Origin of the sequence: Flavobacterium hibernum (assembly GCF_000832125.1) — a bacterium.
In the GTDB taxonomy this organism is placed as follows: Bacteria; Bacteroidota; Bacteroidia; order Flavobacteriales; family Flavobacteriaceae; genus Flavobacterium; species Flavobacterium hibernum.
Genome location: NZ_JPRK01000007.1, coordinates 442,912 through 460,803, shown reverse-complemented (window position 1 = coordinate 460,803; position 17,892 = coordinate 442,912). Strand labels below are relative to the sequence as shown.

The window sequence follows — 17,892 nt, the reverse complement described above, 5'->3', positions numbered from 1 at the left end:
GAGTTTCTAGTGTGATTTCTCCTTCGTCGAAATGACAATATTATGGTTAAGATGCGTGTTTACAAATTTAATTTTTATAACAAGACACTTAAACTTTAATAAAAGGTTTCTTTTGTAAAATAGCATCAATATTTTGTATGTATTGTTTTTGACTTTCAATAACATTAGTATCAATTCCCTGCGAGTCGTTTCCGTAAGGTTCATACTTTTGAATATTCGAAACAGAGAACAATCCTAAAGTTGTAGTTTGGGCAGCGCTGGCAAGATGCATAATACCGCTGTCGGCGCCAATAAATAAAACCGTATTGGCTAGAACAGCACCTATTTCGCGTATGTTTTTGCTATAAAAACTCGTTGCTTTAAATCGTATTTGAGAGACATTTTCAACTGGTAAAATTTCAAGAATATTATAATCGCGTTCGTACTTCTGAATTAAAAGTTCATAAAAGTCACTCCACCACAATTCAGAAAAACATTTTTCTCCTGTTGCATAAGTAAAAATTGCAATTGTTGGCTTTTCATTATCAAACTTATCCGAAAGTATATCTCTTCCGTGAGCCAATTCGTCATCACTTAATTTTAGATCAGTATTTGAAATAGATTCATTGGTGTTTTTTAAAGAAAGGCTTTTCAAAAATTCTCTAAAATTATATACCGGATATTTGGCAATATGCAAATAATCATCGGCTTTAAGATTGTTTTCATTGAGATCATCTCCATAAAATTTAAAATTGGCTTTGGAGAGTTCTACGGCCAATCGGCCCGACGAAGATTCTTTGTCTACATTTATGGCCATATCGTATTTTTTCCCTTTTATCTTTAACCACACTTTTAAGTAGGCCAAAAGACTACTAAAAGGTTTTTTAGGAAGTACGATAATATCACCAATCTGACTGTAATTTTTTAGAATTACCGGCATCAGACTTCCTTTAACAAAAAGGTCAATTCGAGCCTCGGGGAAAGCAGCAGTGACCTCTTTGATCAAAGGAGTAATAAGCAGTAGATTTCCTAATCTTGCATTTGGTCTACAAATTAAAATTTGTTTTATTAGAGCTGGATCTTCTATTGTATTAATTTGAACTTTTTGAGATGAACCAATATTTTTGGTCAAAAATCGCATACCGGTTCTGCGAACATCGTTTATTTCGGTTGATATTTTCATTTACAGCAAATTTTAAGACTTGTTTTCGTCTTGTGGTATTTAAAAATTGTGACTTATAAATTCTGGTAAAACTTCTAAAAAGCTAAAACTGTACGACCATGCCCGCTCCCATTTGTTTTCCATTATAGAAAGGCATAATCATCGATGTAACTTTGTTTTCTTTGGAGGGGAAAATGGTGTTTTTTACATACGGAAATAGCCAGTATGCAGCTTTCGTGCTCAAAATACCAATTCCGGCACCAGCAGCCACATCAGTAAGCCAGTGTCTGTTATTATACATTCTAAACAATCCTGTACCAGTTGCTACAATATATCCGCTGATTCCGTACCATATCGACTTGTCTTTGTATTCTTGCCAAAGAAATTCAGCACCCGCAAAAGCGTTGGCAGTATGTCCTGACGGAAATGAATTATTAGACGTTCCATCTGGTCGTTCTACTTTTGTAATGTGCTTTAATGAAAAGACTGTGGTACTCATAATAAGATAAGAAGTAGCCAGAATTATAGACCTGTCTTTTAGATTGTTTTTTCCTTCAATTCCCATCGCATTCAACGCATAAACAGAAGCTGCTGGCGCATATTGCGAAAAGTCATCAATGGTAATTTTATTGTCAATATCTTCCTTAACCTCATCTCTAATCTGAGTATTAAAACTTTTGAGCTGATCACTTTCAAGACCTATAAAACCATAACCAATTAATACTCCGGGGATGATTAATTGTTTATAATTGAACTTGAGATTTTGAACCGTATCTCTCACTACAATAGAATCTGACACGCTGTTTTGCGCACTAACAGCTGTTATACTTACGAGAAACAATAAAATAGATTTAAACATTTTAAGAGAATTTAGAAATTAATATTACGTCGAAAAACCAATTAGGGTAGTTTTGCTTCATAATAAATAGGTATGATGTTTTGGGTTTTTATAAATAATAGCCAATAGACTTGGCAGCACAATTAGCAACAAAGGCATAGCCACAATAAAACCGCCAATTACTGCAATGGCCAAAGGCTGATGAAGTTCAGATCCTGTTCCTATTCCAATAGCCAACGGCATAAGTGCTATAATTGCACCTACAGCAGTCATTAATTTGGGTCTTAATCGTGTTGATATCGAATAAATCAAAGATTGGTTAATATCTAAAGTCAGTTTATAGGTTTCGCGAAACTGAAGAAAAGTAAAAATGGCATTTTCGCTAATGATTCCTACAATCATAATTATTCCCGTATAGCTACCAACATTTAGCGGAACATTGGTTAAGAAAAGGAATAAGTAACTTCCCGAAATTCCAAGAACAGAAATAAATAGAATAACTAATGCAGCCCTGAAATCTCTAAATAAAAACAGAATTACACCAAAAACCAGAATTGACGAAGTAATCAAAATCAAAAGCAATTCTTTAAACGCCTGTTGTTGGTCTTTGTAAGCACCACCGTATTCGATATAATATCCTTGAGGCAATACAATATTTTGAGCCACATTTTTCTGAATTTCGGTCATAACAGAACCAAGTCCACTATTATCAAGTCTGCCAGTTACTACGCTCATCATTTGTAGATTCTCTCGCTGTATTTCGGCACTTCCTTTTTCGGGTGTAATTTTTACAAGATTAGATAGCGGAATTGACTGTCCTGATGGAAGAAAAACCTGTAATTCTTTTATTTGTTCTAGACTTCTTTTTTCAGCGTTTTTATAAATTAACCGAATTGGGGTCGATTGTTCCTGTTCTAATAAAGTACCTATAATGTTTCCTTCCAATTGGCTTTGCATCTGAAATTGCAAGTCAGCAGGCGTAATTCCGTATTGCGCCAATAACGAATAATCCGGTTCAATATTAATACTAGGACCTGCCAATACTATACCATCAAAAACATCGGCTGTTCCTTTTGTTTTTTCGATTAAAGCGGCTACTTTTTTGGCTATCTGATGCAGTTTGTTTTGATCGTTTCCATAAATTTTAACTTCGATAGGCGAAACCGAACTCATCAGATCGCCCAACATATCTCCTATTACCTGCCCAAAATCTATACGAAGTGCCGGCTGACTGTTTTCAATTTTTAATCTTATATCATCAATTACATCATTGGTCGTTTTAGATCTGTCTTTCTTTAATTGAATTAGATAATCTCCCGTATTAGGTTCAGTAATAAAAAATCCCATTTGTGTTCCAGTTCTTCGACTGTAAGCCTCAACATCTGGATTTTTTATGATTATTTTTTCGACTTCCTGAAGCATTCTGTCCGTTTCTTCCAGAGAAGTTCCAGGTGGAGATTCGTAATCTAAAACAATACTTCCCTCATCCATTTCCGGCAAAAATCCTGTTTCAAGATTAGGAAGAATTAGAAATATAGATAGCAATAACAGCAAACAGAAACCTATGCTTAGAACGGGTTTTTCTATAAAGTAAGAAACCCATTTTTGCTTTTTAACCTCATGAATATTATTTTCTTTTTTATGCGACGAAGATTTTTTGGGAGACAGCCACAAATAAATTACGGGCAACAATAACCAGGTTACCAAAAAGGAACATATTAGCGTGATAATCATTGTATCTGTCAGGACTTTAAAATAGGAACCTGCCACTCCACTCATTAATACAAATGGAAAAAAAATAACAATTGTACTTATCGACGAACCTACCATAGCGGGAAACAAATACTGCATTGCTTTTTCAAGTAATGTAATTGTTGGTTCATCCGGATGCTCTTCGTGAGTGCGATGAATTTGCTCTACAACTACAATTGCATCGTCAATAATTAATCCCAAAGCAGCCGCAATGGCTCCCAATGTCATGATATTAAAAGTCTGTCCTGTAAAATACAATACAATCAACGTTAACGAAAGCGTAACGGGAATTGTGATTAAAATTGTAGTGCTGGCTTTCGCCGATTTTAAAAATAATACTGCAATGATAATAGCCAAAAACAATCCTATAAACAGGCTATCTGACACACTTTTTACGGCATCATTTACAAAATTGGCTTGTTCATAAAAGGGTTTTATCCTAATGTCTTTTGGTAATATTGCTTTAAGATCTTTCATCTTCTGATTCATCGCATCAGACATCACAATAAGATTGGCGTCTGGCTGTTTTATCACCGCTATAAGAATACTTTCTTTACCATTGGCATTGACCTTAATGTATTCTTTGGCTTCTCTAATTTCGACCAAACAAATATCACTAAGCCTTACAATACCTTTACTGTTATTGCGGATTACCAGATTTTCAAGTTCATTTTTTTTGTCTAATTGAGCATCTGTAATCGTTAAATATAAATGATGATAATCTGCCAGATAACCGTTTGATTTTATAAAATTAGTTTCACTAAAAACCTGAGTTACCATTGCTGGCGTAATACCATAAGCGCTCATTTTTTGATAGTCTAATGAAAGCCAGTATTCTTTTTCTTTTCCGCCAACAATTCTAATTTCGCTAGTTCCCTGAATCTGCGATAGAAAAGGTTTAATGGTATAGTTTGCTATTTTCTTTAAATCTACTGCCGACCGATCTTTACTTTCAATGGCATATCCAATAACGGGCAGAATCGACGGATTCATTTTCTCGACAGTTACTTGTAAATCAGGCGGAAGATCATTTTTGATTTGATTAATCTGAGCTTCGATTCTGGTTTTACTCAAATCGATATCGGAATTCCAGTTCATAAAAGCCGAGATTTCACAGCTTCCTCTACTTGTTGTACTTCTTACCGTTTGCAATCTTTGTACTTTTTTAATGGCACTTTCAAGAGGTTTGGTTACAGTAATCATCATCTTGTCTACGGGTTGTTGACCTGCATCTGCGATAATTTTTATCTTTGGAAATGTAATCTCAGGAAATAATCCGGTCTGAATTTTAGAATACGAGAATATTCCTCCCAATAAAATCAGAAAGATAATAGTGCTTAGCCCGTTTTTATGTCGTGCAAAAAAAGGTTTCATAAGCTTACTTATTAATGATTTTTATTTTGATTGTATCTCCAACTCCATAATTTCCTGTAAGCAAAATTTGATCGCTGGTTTTTAACTTTGGAGAAAGTATCTCAATTTTATCCGTTGATTCAATTCCTTTTTTAATGGGAACTTTTATTGCCAAATCTTTGTTCATGACTTTCATAATCCAAAAATCGGTTTGAGTTTCATCGCTAAGCACAGCTTGCTTAGGCAAACTTATTGTGGCTTTGTCTGTCGTTTTATTGATTCTAACTTTTACAATTAAATTCTCCGGAATATTTACAGCTTTAATGCTTTTTAAAATCACATTTTGAGTTTGAGATGCAGGATCCACGGTTGGCATATATTTGTCTACTTTTGTTTGAATAGTAGTCCCGTCCGGTAAATAGACATTTAAAATTTCATTAAGGGTTACATATTTTCTAAGCTCATACGGAAGGCTCAAAACAATAGAAAAACTTTTGGCATCGTTAATAATAGCCAGTACATCGCCATCTTGTACATAATCTCCTTTCTGTACATTAACTGCATTTACAAACCCGTCGCAAGTAGCTCTAAGTTGTATTGCATTGCCAAAATTCAGGCTCGGATCAATTTTATTAATTGTATTTCCCAAAACTTTTGCTTCGCGTGTTTTTAGCGAAAACAACAATTGACGGTTGGAAACAAAATCATTTGAAGCGACTTTTACGACTTCTAAATATCCGGTTGTATTGGCTTTAATTGTGTTTTTGATTAAATAAGCCGTTGTAGCATTTAGATCAACATAACTTTCAATTGCTGTTGTATCAATATGCGTAACCGTTACCGGAACACTCACGGCAACAGGCGCTTCTACAGGGGCAGTTTTATTACAGGAACTAAAAAAAAGTACCATTAAAAATAAAAATCCCGCGGTTTTATAGGTGCACTTATTCATTGGATTTCCAGTAATTGATTTCATTAATTGTTTGAAGATTATTTACACTGTTTTGTGCAATTGCATCCTGAATAGAAATAAGATTGTTTAATGCAATAATATATTCGGTGATTTGAGCGTCTCCGCTTAGGAGTAACTTTTTATTAGCTTCAATTAACGCTTCTGCTACGACAAGCTGTGACTGCAACATTTTATTGGTTTCTGTACTTTGATTGAATTTTTGATTCAGTAGTAACAATTGTTGCTGATATTGTCTTTTAAAATTTTGAGTATAACTTTCATTCGTTGCTAATGCCATACTGTTTTTTTGATGCTGAAGACTTCGTTGATTTCCATCATAAATAGGAACATTAACTCCTACTCCTACACTAAAGCCAAAATTTTTATAACCCTGATAAATAAAACTCGAATTGTACCCGGCATCTCCCAACAGCGAAATAGAAGGCTTGTAATTGTTATCGATAAGCTTATCTGCATTCTTTATTTTTAAGCTGTCAGTCTCATACTGTTTCAAAAATATATTGCCTTGTTCCGTATCAGACTTAATCGTTAAATCTGGTGTTTTAAGTTTGACCAGTGTGGTATCTCTTTCTCCTGTTAAATAATTTAAGAGCGCCAGGTCGTTTTGATATTGCTGTTTTAACTGTAAAGCTTTAAGTTCCTGCTGCTTTATGGTGGCATTAAAAATCAGATAATCAGTTTGTTTGTAAATAGAACTTTTGGTCAGTTTTTTTAATATAGACTCCTCTTCTTTTAATAGTGAGGTAACTTTGTCATTAAAGACCATTTGTTTTTCGGTACCAAAAGCTGTTATATATTGAGCGATTATACTTTTATCCAAATCTTTAACTGCTACTTTTTTATTAATTATAAGAGCATCTTTGATAAGCTTAAAGGATTCTGCTTGCGAATTAATTTGACCTTTGCCTAATATTCTTTGGTTAAAACCAACAAGTGCCGACACAGCCTGACCGTTGCTTAATGCGGTATCATAACCATATCCGTTTATAACAGGCGCATAATTTGCATTTAAATTTGCTCCTATCTGAGTTTTATAAGTTGCTCTATTCAAAAGACTGTCCAGAGTCGAGATTTTAATCTGATTCTGATAATCTGCCAGTAAGGGAGAATTTGTCCTTGCTTTATCAATGAAATACAACAAATCTTTCTCTTGAGAAAAAGTTTTACACCCCATTAAAATAACTATGAAAAAAAAACACCATTTCATCTTTTTCATTTCAAAAATTATATGAAATTACTTTTGCCAAAATTTTAAAGGAGCATTTAAAAACGCTAATAAAAACCTCTCAACAAGCAATTTAATTTCAGTACAAAGTTCAATACGAATCCTGAATTAATTCTGAATTAAGCGTTTCCAATTCTTAACATTTCATTAATTAAGACCCTGCAATACCTTAATTTGAAAAAAAATATTTAACACAAAAAAAGCCGGTAAACATAATGTTTACAGGCTTTTTACAAAATATATTTCTATAACCTCTACCAGTAAAAGCTTGCAATAAATTCACTTCATTAATTATATCCTGCAAGCTTTAGAAATATAATAAACTAACTATTTAAAAAAATAACCAATCGTTATTTGAAAAACTCTATTCTTCATATCATGATTAATGAAATAGTTTGCATCACCATCTTTAAAAACATTTGAATAAGAAATATTATATCTAAAGTCTGTATAAAACTTATCTTTAAATTGATATCCCAATCCAAAATTTATAGAAGTATCAATACCGTTTGAATACTTCTTCAAATTAAAACTCTCTTGATTTTCATATCCTAAAAAGTTATCCTGATATTTACTATTTGCTTTTAGAAGTAATCCAATCTGAGGCCCGGCTTGTATGCTTAATCCTTTTATGACATAATATTTTAGCATTAAAGGAATATTTAAATAGTTTAGCTCAATTCTACCTTTAAAGTTTGAATTTGTAACGTCCTGATCAAAAAAGGATGTTTTTGTACCTTGTTGACTGTATAACAATTCCGGTTGAAGCGAAAAATTTTTCGCCAGAGGAATTTCTACCATTACCCCCGCTGTAAATCCCGTTTTGCTTGATGAACTCAATTCGCTTTCATCAAAAGTAAGACTCGAAATGTTTAAACCCGCTTTTACGCCCAACTTAACCTTATCATTTTGAGCCATAACAGTTACACCTATAAATAGTGTGTATAAAATTAGCATCGTTTTTTTCATAGCATTTATTTGTTTTTAAGAATGGTAGCTCTCATCATGGAGAGCTACCTTTTCTATCTGTCATTTTATTATTTTTTAACCACTTTAGCGGTATATTTCTTGCCTTTTACAATGCATTCTACTACATAAACTCCAGGATTTAATGTACTTACATTTATGTTCGACGGAATACTTGCATATGTCTTACTTGAAATTACTTTGCCATCCATAGCATAAATACTGATCTTTGCTTCTCCTTCAACTTTATCTGCAAAAAAGAGGTTGACATTATCAATAGCCGGATTAGGGAATACTCTAAACGGGTTGGTTATTTTTCCAACAAGCATACCTTTTGAATCAAATGGTTCTGAAATACTACTACATCCATTATTATTTGTTACCTGAAGGCTGTAGTTTCCTTCCCAAATTGTGATTATGAATTTTTCGGTCGCATTTGGTATAGGCTGATCATTTAAAAACCATTGGTACGAAGTTGCATCTTTAGAGGCGGTTAACTTTTTATCACCCACAACCTTGATTTCCGGAACCATATTGTTTTCTAAAATTGAAATGGCTGTACTAAAAGTTTTACCAATACCATTTTCATTATAAACGGTTACAAAATAATCTCCACTTTCTGTTGCAGGATAAGTTGGTGCTGTCGAGCCATCGAACCATTCATAAGATTTGTATTTTCCTGGAGACAAAACAACCTCCGGACCACAAACGTCTCCACTAACTAAATCAGACTCAAAAGTATCAAATGTCGCTGTAATGGTTTCTGTAAGTATACATCCATTATTCATCACTACTGTTACAGTATAATCTCCAGCTTTATCTATCTCAATAGCATTAGAAACTTCGCCTGTATTCCATTTGTATGAAGCAACTCTTAGCTTATTAATATTGAAATTGGTTTGGGCATCAATATATAGGCTTTTACCTGTATATCCATGAATTTTTGAATTGTCAAATATTTTAATGCCTGATGATACTCCCTGATAGATATAGTTTTTTATTTCATTATTTTGAGGGATAATATCATTTTCTAGTTTTGCTTTTACATTAAATACATGAGAATCTTCCCCTTTTTCAAGTGTAGGCTGTTTTTTGAAAGTATATTCTATGCTTTTTCCAACAGGGATTTCAGTTTCAACTATTTCTGAAATAGTTTCGCCGGTATTCACATATCCCAAATCTAATTGAATTGACTTTTCTTTAATTGAAACCTGCCCTTCATTGGTCAATTTAACTTTAACCATAGAGTTACCACATACATCTTTTGGACTTGACATCTCTACAGATACATCTAAAACAGGTTCATTTATAACTTTTAAATCATCTAAAATCATAAAAGAATAACCTCTTTGTTGAGCATGTCTAAATCGAAACATTACTGCTTTACCTGCATATTTACTTAAGTTTGCTGTTCCTTTTTGCCATTCAAAATCTTCATAAAATCCTTGCTTAGAAACTCTCCATATTTCAGTCCATTTGCCTCCTGTAGTTTTAATATCTACAATAAAGATATTATTGACATTACAATCTAATGCGTAATAAAACTCAAAAGCTTTTGCATCTTCAGGAAGCTGATATACCGGAGAAATTAATTCTCCATAGGTAGAGCCATTTGAGAGTTTGCTGTAAAGCATTGTTGCAGCAGCATCTCCTGTATGATCTTTTTTGGGAACAGATAAATATTCGTTATCTGGCTTAGTAACTGCTTCCCATGGATAATTATAGTCACTAATATTCGATACAAATCCTTTTGATCCAAATAATAAACATAGAGGTACATTCGAAAACGTCTCCATTTCTAAATTCGGCGCCTTTGCAACAACCTCAAAAGTTCCAGTAAGGCTTTCTGCTTCAGCTCTTGGCTGTCCGTTTGAAAGTATTTTTACGCTAATTTCATATTTTCCAGCGGGTAATTTTGGCATACCGTCTATTGTATAAACAATAGTTTGATATTGCAAAATCTCATCGTTTCGTTCTAAAACAACTGGTTCACCCACCACTTTACCATTTTGGGTAATTTGATATTCTATAGTAGCTTTATTAACTTTATTATAAAATACATTTTTTGCACTTATAAAAAATTGATGCGAGGATGAGTCTTCATATACATTTTCGGCCACACTTAAATCAGACAGTTCCAAATATTCGGCTTTATCTTTAATTTCAATATTATCTACTGCAAAACCATTGGCTAACAAGCCATTATCATCGTGTTGAAATGCTACCTGAACACACGGTTTTCCTGCATAAGGAGTTAAATCTACATGATATCCTATCCAAATACTAACATAAGGCATTTTATATACCGTTTCCCAGGTTTTACCTCCATCTATACTTGCTTTTACATAGCCATCAGAAAGTCCCTGTCCATCTGTAAAACCATCAAATGTTAAATGTGCTTCTTTATAATTACTCAAATCAAATACAGGAGAGATTAGCATATCGTTGGATGAGTCACAATTACATTTTCCATCGTTACTCGCCATAAATTTTGTATGCTCTTTGATAGGCCATCTCGAAGTTTCTAAATCAGCACTTGTTCCGTGTTTCCAGCCACCGCCACTCGTGTTTTCAGAAGTTCTCCAACCTTTATATTTGTCTGCATCTTCAAAATCCATTACATATGGAAGGACAGATACTTTCATTTCTTCATTTTTCCAATTATCGTAATTAAAAGTTATGGAGTTATTTTGTGGTTTTATTTCCTTAGTGATATCTTCTGGAAAAACCGAAACCGTAATGGTATTATCGCCAATACTTTTTAGATTAATATTTGAAATAGTATATGTTATTGTATCTCTAAATTTGCTAAATACTAATGTTGCTTTTTCTGTTCGTAAGAAAACTTCGCTTTGTGTACTGTCCAGAATTTTAACTGTAACATTAACCTGCTCAGTAGTTGTTGCAAAATTATTTATGATCTTAGCTGTTATTGTAACATTATTATTGTCAATATTACATGTACCTGCATCTAGTTTTAAAGAATTAAGTTCTAAATCATATGGTGCATCACTTACCAGAATATTATCAATAAAAGCTCCTATAAGGCCTTTATTGCGGTTATCAGTCTTTACTCGGAAACGAATAGCTACTTTTTTCCCTGCAAGTTCATTTAAACGCATTTTTAATGGTTCTTTATTATAATTGCCATCAATTCCGGTAAACCACGGTCCGGAAAATAAATCATTGGAATGTACCGTTTCAGGATAATCAATATCTGTAACTTTTTTCCAATTTTGACCTTTATCTTCAGAATACTCAACAATTAACCCGTCATATCCATTATCAAAGAAATAAACCATATCAAACTCAACATATGGAGAGGAGAAATTCGTAAAGTCAAATATTGGCGACTGTAATGTAAAATCAGAATTCAGAGCCATTTTTTCAGTAGAATTAGCCGTATTTACGGTACCCCACCAATATTTAGATTTGGTATCTCTAAATGCATTCATGGCTTTTTGCCATACAAATTTTTGATTTGTAGCTATTGATCTTGAGTACCAACCTCCAGCTGTTTTTTCAAAATCCTCAAAATATGGAAACTGAGTTACAATACCGCTGTATACCGTATTTACAGCACTATTATTAGCAGCTACGGGATCTTTACTGTAAGATACAAAAGCTTCATATGTATGTAAACCTATTGCAGATAAATCAATACTACCATCAAAAGGAATTGTCATTTCTGAGTTCTTTTTAAAGGCGGTACTTAGAGTAATGTCTTTCCATACCGTTTGATTTCCAGAAAACGTATTTAAATAGCCTACTTTTAGCTGAGCTCCTGCTGGTATATCCTGACAACCCAAATTGTATATTGTAATCGATAATGGAGAATTTGCTGACAATGCCGCTCCTGTATACTCAGGAAGATTTACGCTCATCAATTTAAGATCAAAATCCTTTTGACCCGGGGGAATCAATAAATCTGATATAAATGAAACTCCGTCTCTTGCGCCAAACTCGTCTATAGGTTTAAAGTCAAGCTTTATTTCTACATAATTAATTTTAGTTGCACTTATTTCATAAGGAATTTTATCCTGAATTTTTATAGTTGTTTCTTCGCCTACTGCCAGATCTTTAGTTAAACTAATAACATCATTATTAGTGTAAACAGTCATCAATCTACCACCAAAACCTGGTACCATTAGCCTCAATTTGTAATTTAAATTTTCATTTGCTCTAATTGCAGCTAATCCTGTGTTTTTTATCTTTACATAAAAAGGTTCATCACCTTTTAAGGGACCACAAACAGGAGAAGGCTTTTCGACAGAAAGAAGTGTTATTTGTTTTTCTGTAAAAGCGGCACCAACACCAATAGCATTCCAAGCATTTGTAACTTGTTTATATTCTTCAGAGCCTAATCCATACAAATCTTCGACAGCCATTAATGTTGCCTGGCGCATATCGTTAAAATTCGAAGAAGGCGATAAATACTCCGTAAGTGTTAAATAGGCAATTTTCTCAGCCTTGGCCAGACCAATAGCTTTAACATTATAACTAACATTAAAATCATTTATACCTTGACCGCCTTCACTTAAAAGGTAAAACCAGTAATTGGTAATTCCGCTATTAATATGTACACCACCATTGTCATAACCAATATTTGCAGGATTTGCCCAGTTTTTTCCTCCATAAGTATCTGGCTGTCCTTGACTCTTCGGGTTTGACATACTTCTCATACTGCCATGCTGATACATTTCATTACCCAGCATCCAAATATTTTCTTTGGTATCTTTTCCAACATAAAATTCGACAGATACTCCAAAAATATCACTAAAAGACTCATTTATCGCACCTGATTCTCCGCGGTAGATTAAACCTGCTGTAAACCTTGTAACTCCATGAGTAAGTTCATGTGCTGTAATTCCTAAACCAACAAAAGGCGAATTGTTTATTCCGTCTCCAAATTGTGCCCAACCACCAGTCCACGACGCATTATCTACATTTGTACCTAAATGTGCAAGACCAATAACTGTCATTCCTTTATCATCGATACTATTTCGATTAAATTTTTCGGCATAATAGTCAATCGTCTTTTGCATACCCCAATGAATGTCTATCGCAACCTCATCATGATCCTTATTATGCAATTCGCTCCAAATATTATCATCATCAATATATTCAGTAATTACCTCGTCAGAAGCGTTCTCTGCATGATTCATATTCCAAGTATATATTGGCACGTTGAATTTTCCTTGTGCAGCCTCTAATCTGTAACCATCAAAATATTGTTTGGTATTAAAAGTTACATCTCCCGCATATCGTGATTTACCTGTACCTAAACTTTGCCCGGAAAGATTAGAATCACTGCTCAAATTAATAGTCAGAATTATTTTTCCAGAATTTGCATCAACATAAATGGTCTGGCTGGATTGCGGATTTGTCGCATAAATATCATATTTCCATGCCAAATGATATTCCTTTAATTCCGATGAAAAATCTGGTCCAACATACACTAATTCACCTTGCGGTTTTGTACTAATGTTTTTACCAACTATAGCACCTAATTTTTTACTTTCCCAAATGTATTGTTTAGCGTTTACGGTTTTAAGTGCATTTTGCAAACCTGTAACCGCATTTATTTTAAAATTGTTGCTCGCAGGCAAATTCTTAGCCGAATAGCCAAATGCATCAATCTTTGTTTTATTTTCTCTTACTTTATAAACTGCTCCTTCAACAGGGACAGAATTGTGCAATTGCTGATAAGTAGCGAGAGTTCTGCCATGATTATCCGAAATTGATTTCAACTTCATTTTATCTGATGGAGCTAAATCAAACTCTCCTTTTTTAACTTCAAATATATTTTTCGCGGTTAAATTTGAGGATTTAGCAAAAGACTTAACTTTTGTACTAACCGAATCTTGCGGATTTCCTTTTTCAGTAATATTAATTACATTTTGTCCAAATAAATTTTGACTTTGTTGCACTTGTTTTAGTACTGACTCGCTTTCTTCTGCAGAAAGTTCTGTACCATTTATTTTTTCTTCTTTTTGATTGAAAAGATTATTGGCATCCTTGTTTTGACTCAAATTTGAATCACTCGTTTTCTTAGAGACTTGCTCTTTTGTTAGATTTCCAACTGATGTTTGTATCGCCGGATTTGCACTTCCTTTATTTGTACTTTGAAAAGGTGACTGTGCCATTCCTGCAGAACTGACAAGGAAACCTAACAAAAGAAACAAATACTTGGATTTAAAGTAAATCTGATTCATTCGTTTTAAATTTTAAATTAATAGTGTAGCGTAGCTTTAATTAGTAATTATTACGTTTTTAAGGTTTATAGCAAAACCATAAAAGCAGTTTCTAAAAATCAATTAGAGTTTGATCTTTAGAAACTGCTTTTTTTACTCTCCCATAAAATTTTAAGAAAGTGTTCTTTTTTCTTTTTTTAAGCCCTTTAGGAGGCTCCATTTTGTCTGTTTCTTTCATACTTAAGTTTATTTACATCGAATAGTAAATATAGAATGAAGAACTTTTTTTTGAAGGAAAAGGACTATGTAAAAAACACTCTAAGGCTTAAAGACGCCACTAAAAAACCACTCACTAAAACATAAACAAAACTAAATCAACGAATTAAAGAAATTATTTTAGAGCGACTTAAATGTATTGAGATAAGTAGAAAGATTTATCTTTTCATTGGTTAAGTCAAACTTTTTGCGAAGTCTTGTTCTGGCGTTTTCGATAGTTTTAAAGGATTGGCCTGTTATTTGAGAAATTTCTTTTGTCGTGAGATCCAAATATAAAAGAGCACATAATCTGCGATCACGGGGAGTAAGTGAAGGATAATCGTTTTTTAGTTTTTCAAAAAATGATTGGTGAACTTGTTCAAAACTTAATTCAAATTCTTTCCAGTTATCAGTATTCAAACTCTTTTCAAGACGCTTTAAAACTATATCAATAGCTTGCTGTATCTCTTTGCTAATAGTTTTGAGTTTAATTTGTTTAAGATCTTTCAAGACTTCATTAATACTATCTGTACGATGTATTTCTGACATTGCCTTTCCGATAAGAACCATATTTTTTGCTTTTAGATTTTCCTTTAAATCCCGCATCTTTGTTTTTAATTTCTCCCGTTCGAGTTGATTTTTAATATTTCTGTTTCGGTATTTTATAAGCAAAATAATTAAAATGAGTATACCAACAACTAGTATCAACCCAATCACGAAATACTTAAAACGTTTTTTTTCTTCAAGAAGCGTTTTTATTTGAGCGTTTACTTTATACTCTTCTTCCAACTTTATTCTTTCAAGATTTACTGCCTTTTCTTCAAAATTAATACTGTCGTTGATGGCATTATATTGCTTAAAATAATATACTGCATTTTTAAAATCTTCTTTATTTATATAAACTTGATAAAGCATTTTATTCAGGTTTAAACCAGAATAACGATAGACATCATCTTCATGTAATTCTAATGCTCTTTTTGCATTTACAATTACGTCATCATATCTTTTTACTTTTAATTTGTATTCTGAAAAAGATTGATAAACAAAAGCTTTTACTGGTTTATCTACAGATTTATCTAATAAAGAAAAAGCTTCATTATAATAATAATCTGCCTTTTTGTAATCTTTTTTTATGACATAAGCGCTTCCTAAATTAGTGCTGACATAAATTTTTAAAGCAGTATCCTTTATCGTTTTGTTTATTAAATGAGCCTTCTGGTAATAATACAATGAGGAGTCAGCATTTTTATCTAAGTATATTGTGCCAATATTGTTTAAAATCTTTACCAGCTTAACGGCATCATTTTTATACTTTTGATAGCGATACACGTTTAAGAAATATTGCAATGCTTTGTCTTTATTTTTTCCGAACGAATAAATAATCGCAAGATTGTTTTCTAATTTATTTACTTCCTCAATGTTATTATTCTTTTTATAAATATCATGCGCCTTTAAATAGTACTTTAAGGCAACATCGAAGACTTCTTTAGATGCATACATTTTAGCCGTAGTAACATAAACATGAGCCAAAGTAAGTTCTGAGTTTTTTGTCTTTGTGGCTTCAACTTCGGCTAATTCAATATATTTTATAGCTCTACTCCATTCCGTTTTTTGCAAGCTTAAAGCAATTCGAAGACATAATTCAACTTTTTTCTGATGATCATTAATACTATTCAAACTGTCAATCAGTTCTTTTGTCGAAGACTGTGCATGAATACCTATAGAAATAAAAAAGAAAAACAGGGAAAATAAACGTGTCGCCATAAATAAAAATCCTAAAGAAGAATTTCAAATTTAAACAAAATAATAAGATTTATACTACGATATTAACATTAAAAATAAACAAAACCCAAGAACACAACTTTTATAGGTATATGTCTTAAAACAGAAGAGCTGTAATTAAATATCATAAATATTCAATTACAGCTCTTCTGTTTAATATGGAATTCTTTTTAATTTAAAAGGAATTCAAGTTGATGTCGAACTTATTAAAAAATAACAGCAAATCTGAAATACAAAAACTCAATTAATGCAAAAACACATTTTAGATATCTCCTGCTTTCTGTTTTACAACTTTTTCTTTCCATTTATCACTTAAAAATTTTCTTAAAGGAATATCGTAAAACACCATTACCAAGTAGGCAAATACAACAAGCAAAATCGTTGCAATTATTACAATAAGCGTTAACTGCGTTGTATCTGGTTTTTGGCTCGTATAATAATTTCCAAACATCCACAATACAGCATAATGTGTCATGTATAATGGGTAAGAAATTTGTCCTGAAAATACACATGCCTTTTTTAAACCAGGTTTTATGACTGATCCTGCGCCCAAGGCTACCAATAAAGGAAAGTAAAATATTATTACCAAAGGCTCAGAAACCCAATTCCACTCTGAAAAAGGCATTACAAAAGCTAACAACAATAATATAGAAAGTCCTCCAAATCCGAGTTTATTTTTGATAATCCAATTCGAACGATAAATAAGTAATCCTGCTAAAAAAGAATACGATATTCTGGCGCATCCATCCCAAAAAGTTGGACCGCTCCAGCCTCCTAATAAATTGCCGGAACTATAACCTACATAACATATAGCCGCTGCCGAAAGTATGGTTAAGATTAATAAGTAGCTACGACCAATTCGATAAAGTACAAATGCGTAAACGATATTCGCCATATATTCCCAAAACAAAGACCAAGCGGGAGCATTAAAACTAAAAAGATTAAAACCGCGATCAGCAATTATTGGTAACGGAATAAGAAATATTGAGCAAATAAAAGTCAGGATAATTTTTCCTGTGCTGTACAATTCTAAATGTCCTCCAAACGGGTCAAATAAAAAGGCAAGAAGACCTAATATTGATCCCGCAATAACTAACGGATGCAACCTTATAATTCTGGATACAAAAAAATTACGAAGTCCCATTTTTGCAATACGATCATCATAAGCATATCCGATTACAAATCCTGAAAGACAGAAAAAGAAATCGACGGCCAAAAAACCATGTCCAATAAAATTTTTAGTAGGATCTGCAAAAACCCATTCCATAAAATGGAATATTACTACGGCGAGAGCGGCAATGCCCCTTAATCCGTCAAGAATTTCGAAATGTTGTTTGGTTTGTAAAATTGAAACTGAGGCATGGTTAGTAGTCATTATAATGTAAATGTGGTTTAATTAGTTTAAAATTTATT

The 17,892-nt window shown here is 32.8% G+C and carries 10 protein-coding genes; all 10 read right to left on the bottom strand.

Annotation, left to right across the window (positions count from 1 at the left end; all coding sequences use genetic code 11):
- Window positions 1–88 precede the first annotated feature (88 nt).
- Window positions 89–1,162: a glycosyltransferase family 9 protein gene (locus IW18_RS09165; protein ID WP_041517279.1), complete on the bottom strand. Its 1,074-nt coding sequence runs from the start codon at window positions 1,160–1,162 to the stop codon at window positions 89–91.
- An 82-nt stretch (window positions 1,163–1,244) separates the two neighbouring features.
- The gene (locus IW18_RS09160; protein WP_041517278.1) at window positions 1,245–2,000 is read right to left on the bottom strand and encodes a phosphatase PAP2 family protein; all 756 of its coding nucleotides are present in this window, start codon (window positions 1,998–2,000) and stop codon (window positions 1,245–1,247) included.
- Window positions 2,001–2,057: 57 nt separating this feature from the next.
- Entirely contained in the window at window positions 2,058–5,105 is a 3,048-nt protein-coding gene (locus IW18_RS09155; protein WP_041517277.1) for an efflux RND transporter permease subunit, read from the bottom strand.
- A gap of 4 nt (window positions 5,106–5,109) precedes the next feature.
- Entirely contained in the window at window positions 5,110–6,060 is a 951-nt protein-coding gene (locus IW18_RS09150) for an efflux RND transporter periplasmic adaptor subunit (RefSeq protein ID WP_052480124.1), read from the bottom strand.
- Entirely contained in the window at window positions 6,029–7,273 is a 1,245-nt protein-coding gene (locus IW18_RS09145; protein WP_084607935.1) for a TolC family protein, read from the bottom strand. Before IW18_RS09145 ends, IW18_RS09150 begins: the two co-directional genes overlap by 32 nt.
- A gap of 336 nt (window positions 7,274–7,609) precedes the next feature.
- The gene (locus IW18_RS09140) at window positions 7,610–8,251 is read right to left on the bottom strand and encodes a porin family protein (RefSeq protein WP_041517275.1); all 642 of its coding nucleotides are present in this window, start codon (window positions 8,249–8,251) and stop codon (window positions 7,610–7,612) included.
- 68 nt (window positions 8,252–8,319) lie between these two features.
- Window positions 8,320–14,463, bottom strand: coding sequence for a M4 family metallopeptidase (locus IW18_RS09135; RefSeq protein ID WP_041517274.1), 6,144 nt, complete (start codon window positions 14,461–14,463; stop codon window positions 8,320–8,322).
- A 91-nt stretch (window positions 14,464–14,554) separates the two neighbouring features.
- The gene (locus IW18_RS23410; protein ID WP_255313460.1) at window positions 14,555–14,680 is read right to left on the bottom strand and encodes a hypothetical protein; all 126 of its coding nucleotides are present in this window, start codon (window positions 14,678–14,680) and stop codon (window positions 14,555–14,557) included.
- A gap of 158 nt (window positions 14,681–14,838) precedes the next feature.
- The gene (locus IW18_RS09130; RefSeq protein ID WP_041517273.1) at window positions 14,839–16,461 is read right to left on the bottom strand and encodes a tetratricopeptide repeat protein; all 1,623 of its coding nucleotides are present in this window, start codon (window positions 16,459–16,461) and stop codon (window positions 14,839–14,841) included.
- Between the two features lie 280 nt (window positions 16,462–16,741).
- On the bottom strand, window positions 16,742–17,854 hold the full coding sequence (locus tag IW18_RS09125; RefSeq protein ID WP_041517272.1) for an acyltransferase family protein: 1,113 nt from the start codon (window positions 17,852–17,854) through the stop codon (window positions 16,742–16,744).
- Window positions 17,855–17,892 lie beyond the last annotated feature (38 nt).